Below are 8,701 nucleotides of genomic sequence, written 5' to 3'. Positions count from 1 at the left end.
CGCGAATGCGGTGTGTCAGTGACAGATGAATTGACTGACCCACCGCATTCGCGAGCAAGCCCGCTCCCACAGTTGACCGCATGCAGTTTTGAATATGAGGTCGGCTGCGGATTTGCATGCACCGAAGGAGCTCCCACGGGGTTATGCGGGGTTCAAATAATCCGGCCATCCCAGGCCACCGTCACATGCCGTGGCAACTCGCGTCGGTGCTCCAGCAACCAGGCATCCAGGGTGTGCCCCACATGGGTCAGCACACCCAACTGCGCGCCGGTTTCTTCGATGCTCTGCAACGCCAGTGTCAGGTCATTGTGATTACGCGGTGCTTGCGGCTGCGGCGGCATGGAGCAGTCGAGTACCAGCACGTCCAACGGCTCTCGTTGCAACCAGGCCAAGGTAGCCGGTGGTAGACCGACGGTGTCGGTGAGGTAGGCGATGCGCCGCCCCTCGCCCTCCAGCAGATAACCCAAGGTCAGCTTTGAATGCTGCAACGGCAAGGCAGTAACGCTCAGTTCGCCAAACCGCCGGGTTTCAAACTCGGCAAACGGCTGGCTGAAATCGAGGATGCCCGGATGTTTGTAAAGGTCGGACAAACCCTCCGGGTCGGCGGGGCCGTGTACCGGAATGATCAAGCCCTGGCCCCAGCGCAGGTGCAACAAACCCTGAGCGTGATCGGCGTGATAGTGGGTCTGCAAAATCCCGTTGAAGCTGCGCGGCGGGAAGCGTTCGCAGAGGTCGGGCAAACCGCTATCGATCAACCAGCGCTGGTCACCGCACTCGATCAACGCGCTGCACGGGCGGCGGCGCAGGCTGGCATCGCTGCGTGCCAGACCGCACGCCGCGCACTCGCAGCCATACACCGGAACCTGCCGCGCGTCACCGGTGCCCAGTAAGGTCAGGCGCATGCCGTGTGCCCGTGATCGAGGCAGCAGAGCAAGCGCTCGACGGTGTTTTCCAGCGGGCCGGAATTGTCGAGCACAAACAATCCGCTGCCATTGCCCGCGATCAAGTCGGCGGTGAACCGCGCATTGCGCGCCAGGCGTTCCTCGATATCGGCATGGGACTCGCGCCCGCGCGCCATCAGGCGCTGGCGCAATACGGCCTGATCCACCGTCAGCAACAATACCAACAAGCTTGGATAGCGCTCACGGGTTTGCGCCAGGTGCGCACGCGAGCCATTGACCAGCACATCGTCCCCTGCCGCCAGCCATTCATCGATGGCCTTGGGAATGCCATACCACAAGCCATTGGCCTGCCAACTGAGGGCAAACGCGCCCTCGGCCAGCAGCGCGGCAAACTGTTCCGGGCTCACCCCTTGCGCGGCCTCGCCCACCGCCTCCGGCGAGCGGGTGATCACGCGGCGCACAATGCGGCAGCCGCGCTCGGCCAAGCGTGGGCGTGCGGCATCCAGCAGGCTGTCCTTGCCCGAACCGGATGGCCCGATGAGATAGATCAACCTGCCTGCCATCAAAACACCCTCTTCGCTTGTCGCCAGACTTGTTGCACTACAGGAAGCCCCTCGCAGCGACGGGCTTGCACCAAATCCGCTCGCAGGCCTATCGCAATTTCACCGCGATCCGCCAGGCCCGCCGCTTGCGCAGGCGCCAGGCTGATCATCTTGACGGCCCGCGACAGGTCGCCGCCATCCTGTTGATCGGCCAGCACAAAGGCCGCCTGCAACAGGCTGGCCGGGTAGTAGTCACTGGAAAGTATATCCAGCAATCCTTCGGCAGCCAGGCCGGCGGCGGCCACATTACCCGAGTGCGACCCGCCGCGCACCACGTTCGGCGCGCCCATCAGCACTTTCATGTTCAGCGCCTGGCAGCCCTTCGCCGCCTCCAGCGTGGTAGGGAATTCAGCAATGGTCATGCCATAACCCGCCGATTCCTCCACGTGCGCCAGCGTCGCGTCGTCATGGCTGGCCACCGACAGACCGCGTTCCAGGCAATGGGCGACGATGGCCGCGCGATAGCGGTCGCTGTATTGCTTGGAATTGGCCATTTGCAACACGATAAACGCGTCCATGGCTTCGTCGTTGAGGTGGTACTTGCCCATGTAGTACTCACGGTACTTGGATTCGAGCACGAACTGGCGCTGGCCCGGCGAATGGTCCATCACCGACACCAGGCGTACCAGCGGGTTTTCCACCAGGTCACGGAACACACTGAGGGTGTCCGGGTGGCACAGCTCGCAGCGCAGGTGCAGGTGGTGTTCGGCGCGGGTCAAGCCGGCGTCTTCGGCCGAGGCGATCGCATCAAGCATCGCCGGCAGCTTTTTCATGCGGTTGCCCTTGGGGTTCACATCGCCGATGGACACCGCGTCGAACACCGTGGTGATCCCCGCCGCGATGATTTGCGCATCATGGCTGAGCACCGCCGAGATCGACGGCCAGTCCACGCCGGGGCGCGGGGTCATGTGTTTTTCCAGGTTGTCGGTGTGCAGCTCTACCAGGCCCGGCAGCAGGCAATCGCCACCCAGATCCTGGGCCTGGGGCAACTGGCTGCGGCCTTCGGCGAGGTCGACAATCTTGCCGTCGCGCAACACCACCGTGCCCTGGAACATGCGCTGCGCCGTGACGACCTGGGCATTGGTGAGGATCTGTTCAGCGGGCATGGGCGTATTCCTCTTGGGCGACGGGCGATGGGGTCATGTCGAAATGGCGGTCGGCGACCGCTTCACGGGCGGCGCGGTCGTGGAAGATGCCGATCAGCGCAGCGCCGGCGGCCTTGGCTTCGTTCATCAGTTCCAGCACCACTTGGCGGTTGCTGTCGTCCAGGGACGCGGTAGGTTCGTCCAGCAACATCACCGGCCAGGCGACCATGAAGCCCCGGGCGATATTGACGCGCTGTTGTTCGCCACCGGAGAAGGTGCCGGGCGCCAGCTGCCACAAGCGCTGCGGGATGTTCAGGCGCGTGAGTAGCTGTTCGGCGCGGGCCTGTGCATCGGCCTTCGGCCAACCACGGGCCAGGGCCGGCTCCATCACCACGTCCAGGCAGGCCACGCGGGGGATGACGCGCAAAAACTGGCTGACGTAACCGAGGGTCTGCTGGCGCACCTGGAGAATGTCACGCGGCTCGGCGCCGACCAGTTCCAGCCACTCACCGGCATGCTGCACACGGATGCTGCCACCCGCTGGCAGGTAGTTGCCGTACAGGGTGCGCAACAAGGTGCTTTTACCCGCGCCGGACTGGCCATGCAGTACCAGGCATTCACCACCCTGCACACTGAAGTCCACACCGCGCAGCACGTTAAGCACCACGCCGTGTTGCTGATGCAGGGTGAAGGTTTTCGAGAGGTCACGGACCTCGATCAAGGCATTCATCATGGCTGCAATACCGAAGACACCAGCAGTTGAGAGTAAGGGTGCTGTGGATCGTCGAGGATCTGGTCAGTGAGCCCGGTTTCCACCACATGGGAGCGGCGCATCACCATCAGGCGGTCGGCGAGCAAACGCGCAACGGCCAGGTCGTGGGTGACGATCACCACCGCCAGATCCAGCTCACGTACCAGGCCGCGCAACAGGTCGAGCAGGCGCGCTTGCACCGACACATCCAGGCCGCCGGTGGGTTCGTCCATGAATACCAGGCGCGGGCTGGAGACGAGGTTGCGGGCGATTTGCAGGCGCTGCTGCATGCCGCCCGAGAAGGTGCGCGGCAAATCGTCGATGCGCTGCGGGTCGATTTCCACCTGGCCGAGCCAATCCAGCCCGGCGCCGCGCAGTTGCGCATAGTTGCGCACGCCTTGGGCCATCAGGCGTTCGCCGATGTTGGCGCCGGCCGACACGCCCATGCGCAGGCCGTCCCGTGGGTTCTGCTCGACAAAACCCCATTCGGTGCGCAGTAAGGTGCGGCGCTCGGCTTCACTGGCGCTGTACAAATCCAGCCATTCGCCGTCCTTGCTGCGGTAGCCGATGCTGCCGGCTTGCGGCGGCAAACGCCCGCTCAACAACGAGAGCAAGGTGGATTTACCCGAGCCGGATTCGCCGACGATTCCCAGCACTTCGCCGGGATACAGATCGAAGCTCACGCCTTGGCAACCCTTTTCCGGGCCATACAAAAGCGACAGGTCACGCACTTGCAATAACGGCTGGCTCACTGGTTGTTCTCCTTGACCCGTTGGGCGCAATACCAGGTGTCGGAACACACAAAACTCTGGGTTCCCGCGTCGTCGAGAATCAGCTCATCGAGGAAGGAATCGTGGCTGCCGCAGATGGCGCAGTTGTGTTCCCACTTCTGCACTTCGAACGGGTGGTCTTCGAAGTCCAGGCTGGTGACCTGGGTGTACGGCGGCACCGCGTACAGGCGCTTTTCGCGGCCGGCGCCGAACAGCATCAGCGCCGGGCTCATGTCGAGTTTGGGGTTGTCGAATTTAGGGATCGGCGACGGGTCCATCACGTAGCGCTCATCGACCATCACCGGGTAGGCGTAGCTGGTGGCGATATGGCCGAAGGTGGCGATGTCCTCAAAGAGTTTGACGTGCATCACCCCGTAATCATTCAGGGCGTGCATGGTGCGGGTCTCGGTTTCCGAGGGTTCGATAAAGCGCAGCGGCTCGGGGATCGGCACCTGGTAGACCATGATCTGACCGGCCTGCAAGGGCGTTTCCGGGATGCGGTGGCGGGTCTGGATCACGCTGGCGTCGGGCGTCGCTTCGGTGGTGGCAACCCCCGCCGTGCGGGCGAAAAAGCGCCGAATCGACACGGCGTTGGTGGTGTCGTCGGCGCCCTGGTCGATCACCTTGAGCACGTCATCATCACCGAGGATCGCGGCGGTCAATTGCATGCCGCCGGTGCCCCAGCCGTAAGGCAATGGCATTTCGCGGCCGCCAAACGGCACTTGGTAACCGGGAATCGCCACGGCCTTGAGCAAGGCGCGGCGGATCATGCGTTTGGTCTGTTCGTCGAGGTAGGCGAAGTTGTACGCCGAATCGCGCGCAGCCGCTTGGGTCAAGTCATTCATGGCGGTTGCCCTCGGCCGGTTGGCGCAGTTTGCGGATCAGTTCCAGCTCGGACTGGAAGTCCACGTAGTGAGGCAATTTGAGGTGCGAGACAAACCCCGCCGCCTCGACGTTGTCGCAGTGGGCCAGCACAAACTCTTCGCGCTGGGCCGGCGAGACGACCTCTTCGTTGTATTCCTCGGCACGCAGCGAGCGATCCACCAGCGCCATGCCCATGGCCTTGCGCTCGGCATGCCCGAACGCCAGGCCGTAACCACGGGTGAACTGCGCCAGCTCGGTGGCCGAGCCGACGAATTGGTTGACCATCTCGCACTCGGTGACTTCGATGCTGCCCAGGCAGATGGGAAAGCCCAGCTCTTCGGGGTCGATCCACACCTCGACGTCACCGATGCGAATCTCACCGGCAAACGGGTGGTTGCGGCCGTAACCGCGTTGGGTCGAGTAGCCCAGCGCGAGCAGGAAACCCTCGTCGCCACGGGCCAGGGCTTGCAGGCGCTCGGCACGGCTGGCCGGGTATTCCAAGGGGTCGCGGGTGATGTCGGCGACGCTGGCGTTGTCGTCGGCTTCGTGCTTGATCAGGCCTTCTTTGGCGAGCAAACCGAGCACCCGTGGGCAGGCGTCAATCTGTGCATCCGCCGTGGTCTGCGGGCCTGGGTATTCACCTTCGGCCAGCAGCGAAAAATCCAGCAGGCGGTGGGTGTAGTCGAAGGTCGGGCCGAGCAGTTGGCCGCCGGGCACGTCCTTGAACGTGGCCGACAAACGTCGGCTCAAGCACATCTGCGACGTATCAATCGGCAGGCTCGGGCTGAAGCGCGGCAGCGTGGTGCGGTAGGCGCGCAACAGGAAGATCGCCTCGACCAAATCCCCTGCCGACTGCTTGATCGCCAGCGCAGCCAGCTCTTCGTCAAACAACGAGCCTTCGGTCATCACCCGCGCCACCGCCAGCGGCAATTGCTCGCGGATTTGCCTCACGCTCAACTCAGGAATGGCCGTATCGCCCCGGCGTTTTTTCGCCAGCAGGCGGTGGGCATTGTCGATGGCCTGTTCGCCACCTTTGACGGCTACGTACATCAGGCGTGCTCCTGTGCAATGCGGCTGCTGCGCGGCAGGCCGATCAGGTGGTGGCCGGCGGTGAACAACAGGTCCAGGCCTCGCGGAAAGGCTTCGCGGCGTTGGCGCTCTGGCCAGAAGGCTTGCGGCACCGGCAGGTTTACCAGGCGCTGGGTTTTGATCCCTGGGCCGCGCCAGTGCAGGCCGCGACCGGACTCCAGGTCGGTAAGCTGAACCAGCAAGGTGCAGGACTGATCCGGGTAACGGTCGTTGCCGTGGTCGAAGCCGCCGAGGTCAAGCAGGTCTTGCTCACCGAGCAGCGCGAACACTGCGTCTTCGCGTTTATCGGTGAGCGGGCAACCACAGTGGAAGGCCAGGTTGGCGCGGATCAGCGGCGTGTCGAAGCTCGGCGCCAGCCACAGTGGCGTGTCCATATCCAGCAGGGCCAGGCACAGCGCGTAGGTGGCGGGCGCCAGGCCGTCGAGGCGTGGCGCGGACGGCAGATGCTGGATCAAACCGGGTTCGGCCAACGCCTTGAGGGCCGCACGAAAACCGCGTTGGGCATCCAGCACCGGCTCGACAAAGGCCGGTTGCAACAGGTGAGCGTTCATCAGTTTTCTCCTCGCACCAAGGTGAAGAACTCGACCTTGGTGGCAGCGGTGTCGGCTTCTTTTTGCGCACGGCGCTGGGCCTGGGCAGTGGCCAGTGCGGTGATCAAATCGCTGAGCCACAGGCTCGGTTGCGTGCCTTGCAGATGCGCATCGGCCAGGGCGGCCAGCTCGGCATGCAGCTTGTCGCGCCCGGCCAGGTAGCTGTAGCCGGTGCGGCCGTCGGCCAGGCGCACCACGCAGCGGGTCACGCTCATTTCACCGACGTTGAAGGCCGCGCCGTCACCGCCCATGCGCCCGCGCACCAGGGTCATGCCGATTTCCGGGGCGCGGATCAGTTGGTACTCGGCGTCTTTCAACGCGGCCTCAAAGGGTTGCAGTTCATTGAGCTGGGCGCGGGCTAATACGCCGATCCAATGTTGTCGCGGGGACACACTCATCATTCAAGTCACCACTTGGTACTGAAAGCGATCCGAACGGCTGGTGGACTGCGCCAGCTCCACCGGGCGGCCGTCGCGATCGCAGGAAAGGGTAAATACCGTGAGGGCCGGCAAGTGCCGAGGCATCATCAGCAGCGCGGCCTCATCACGGTTGGGCAAACGCGCACCGATCAGGCTTTGGGTGCGGGTCAGCGGCAGCGCTCGTTCACGCAGGTACTGGCGCAGGGAGCCGCCGTTGTAATCAGCCAGCAATGGCGCACGGCTGGCGCAGTAGCGATGGCGGATCAGGCTGACGGGCTGGTGATCAAGCTTGCGCAGGGTTTGCAGCTCGATCATCGGCGCCATCTCGGCGATACCCAAATGCAGGGCTTCGTCGCGGCTGGCGTAGCAGTAGCGGCGCTTGAGCAACACCGCCTGCACGCCGACGCCCTGGGCCGACAGTGATTGGCTGTAGGAGGTCTCGGCGCCCATCGAGTAAATCAGCGGGCGGTCGAGCACCTGGGTGCCCTTGCCCTGGCGGCGCAACAGGCTACCTTCAAACACCAGCTCGTCGATGGCACGGCGCAAGGTGTGGCGGTTGACGCCGAAGCGCTCGGCCATGTGCACCTCGCCGGGCAGGAAGTCACCGGCCTGGTAGCTGCTCAATTCACGGCGCAGGATATCCGCGAGTTCGCGGTACACCGGCTCATCTTGTCTAGACAACTGCATGCTTAAAAAAAGCGCCGCGCGGGCACCCCTCCGGCGTCAGATGAACTGCTTGCGCAGGCGTTGGGACAGCACGTCGATACAGCTCACCACCACGATGATCACCAGCAGCACCGCGCAGGTTTGTACGAACTGGAAGGCGCGAATGTTTTCCCAGAGGATCACGCCGATACCGCCGGCGCCGACCATGCCCACCACCGTCGCCGAGCGCACATTGGCTTCGAAGCGGTACAGCGCGTAGCTCACCCACAGCGGCATCACTTGCGGGATCACGCCGTAGATCACTTCCTGCAAGGCACTTGCGCCGGTGGCTCGCACGCCTTCTACCGGGCCTGGGTCGATGGCTTCGACGGCTTCGGCAAACAGCTTGGCGAGCACGCCGGTGGTGCTGATCCACAAGGCCAAAACACCGGCGAAAGGACCGAGGCCGACGGCGACCACGAACAACATGGCGAAGACCATTTCATTGATGGAGCGGAAGGCATCCATCACACGGCGCAGCGGTTGGTGGACCCACCACGGGGTGATGTTGTCGGCGCACAAGATGCCCAGCGGCACCGAGCAGACGATGGCCAGCACCGTGCCCCACAAGGCGATTTGTACGGTGACGATCATCTCCTTGAGGTAGGAGCGCCATTCGTGGAAGTCGGGCGGGAAGAAGTCGGCGGCGAAGGTCGCCATGTTTCCGGAATCGCGGTACAGCGCCAGCGGGTTCATCTCGGCGCCGTGCCAGGCCCAGGCCAGCAGGACCAGGAACAGGCCCCAGCCGAGGTATTGCGGCCAGGTTCTTTTACCCACTGCTTCAGCATGCAAGGTAGTCATGGGTCACTCTCGGTAAAGGTTGGAACTGGACCTAGTGTGGGAGCGGGCTTGTGTGGGAGCGGGCTTGCTCGCGAATGCGGTGTATCAGTCACTGGATGTGTTGAATGACACACCGCTTTCGCG

At 63.8% G+C, this 8,701-nt stretch carries 11 protein-coding genes; all 11 read right to left on the bottom strand.

All coding sequences use genetic code 11. From position 1 onward, the window contains the following. Positions 1–152 precede the first annotated feature (152 nt). From phnP to phnE, 11 genes are read right to left on the bottom strand one after another with little or no spacing between them, the layout of a single operon-like run. Complete coding sequence (gene phnP / locus ACTD9P_RS28805) at positions 153–902, bottom strand: phosphonate metabolism protein PhnP (RefSeq protein WP_438870309.1); 750 nt, start codon at positions 900–902, stop codon at positions 153–155. Beyond that, a complete protein-coding gene (phnN, locus tag ACTD9P_RS28800) occupies positions 893–1,465 on the bottom strand; it encodes a phosphonate metabolism protein/1,5-bisphosphokinase (PRPP-forming) PhnN (RefSeq protein WP_438870308.1) in 573 nt (190 codons plus the stop codon). Before phnN ends, phnP begins: the two co-directional genes overlap by 10 nt. Then, complete coding sequence (locus tag ACTD9P_RS28795) at positions 1,465–2,610, bottom strand: alpha-D-ribose 1-methylphosphonate 5-triphosphate diphosphatase (protein WP_438870307.1); 1,146 nt, start codon at positions 2,608–2,610, stop codon at positions 1,465–1,467. Before ACTD9P_RS28795 ends, phnN begins: the two co-directional genes overlap by 1 nt. Further along, entirely contained in the window at positions 2,600–3,319 is a 720-nt protein-coding gene (gene phnL, locus ACTD9P_RS28790) for a phosphonate C-P lyase system protein PhnL (RefSeq protein WP_438870310.1), read from the bottom strand. The genes ACTD9P_RS28795 and phnL overlap by 11 nt, the downstream gene beginning before the upstream one ends. Next, positions 3,319–4,128: a phosphonate C-P lyase system protein PhnK gene (gene phnK, locus ACTD9P_RS28785; RefSeq protein ID WP_171045849.1), complete on the bottom strand. Its 810-nt coding sequence runs from the start codon at positions 4,126–4,128 to the stop codon at positions 3,319–3,321. The genes phnL and phnK overlap by 1 nt, the downstream gene beginning before the upstream one ends. After that, entirely contained in the window at positions 4,089–4,955 is an 867-nt protein-coding gene (locus ACTD9P_RS28780; RefSeq protein ID WP_438870306.1) for an alpha-D-ribose 1-methylphosphonate 5-phosphate C-P-lyase PhnJ, read from the bottom strand. The genes phnK and ACTD9P_RS28780 overlap by 40 nt, the downstream gene beginning before the upstream one ends. Beyond that, positions 4,948–6,024, bottom strand: a complete 1,077-nt coding sequence (locus ACTD9P_RS28775; protein WP_438870305.1) for a carbon-phosphorus lyase complex subunit — start codon at positions 6,022–6,024, stop codon at positions 4,948–4,950. Before ACTD9P_RS28775 ends, ACTD9P_RS28780 begins: the two co-directional genes overlap by 8 nt. Next, positions 6,024–6,614: a phosphonate C-P lyase system protein PhnH gene (gene phnH / locus ACTD9P_RS28770; protein ID WP_438870304.1), complete on the bottom strand. Its 591-nt coding sequence runs from the start codon at positions 6,612–6,614 to the stop codon at positions 6,024–6,026. The genes ACTD9P_RS28775 and phnH overlap by 1 nt, the downstream gene beginning before the upstream one ends. Beyond that, positions 6,614–7,051, bottom strand: coding sequence for a phosphonate C-P lyase system protein PhnG (gene phnG, locus ACTD9P_RS28765; protein WP_026013620.1), 438 nt, complete (start codon positions 7,049–7,051; stop codon positions 6,614–6,616). Before phnG ends, phnH begins: the two co-directional genes overlap by 1 nt. A 3-nt stretch (positions 7,052–7,054) precedes the next feature. Beyond that, on the bottom strand, positions 7,055–7,759 hold the full coding sequence (gene phnF / locus ACTD9P_RS28760) for a phosphonate metabolism transcriptional regulator PhnF (RefSeq protein WP_200432730.1): 705 nt from the start codon (positions 7,757–7,759) through the stop codon (positions 7,055–7,057). 36 nt (positions 7,760–7,795) lie between these two features. After that, positions 7,796–8,578 (bottom strand): phosphonate ABC transporter, permease protein PhnE, encoded by a 783-nt coding sequence (phnE, locus tag ACTD9P_RS28755; protein ID WP_017136208.1) that lies wholly within the window; start codon positions 8,576–8,578, stop codon positions 7,796–7,798. Between the last annotated feature and the right edge of the window lie 123 nt (positions 8,579–8,701).

This window comes from Pseudomonas onubensis (genome assembly GCF_965653655.1).
Lineage (GTDB): Bacteria > Pseudomonadota > Gammaproteobacteria > Pseudomonadales > Pseudomonadaceae > Aquipseudomonas.
Note: the sequence above shows the minus strand (reverse complement) of the source record. Positions and strands in the feature narration are given on the sequence as shown.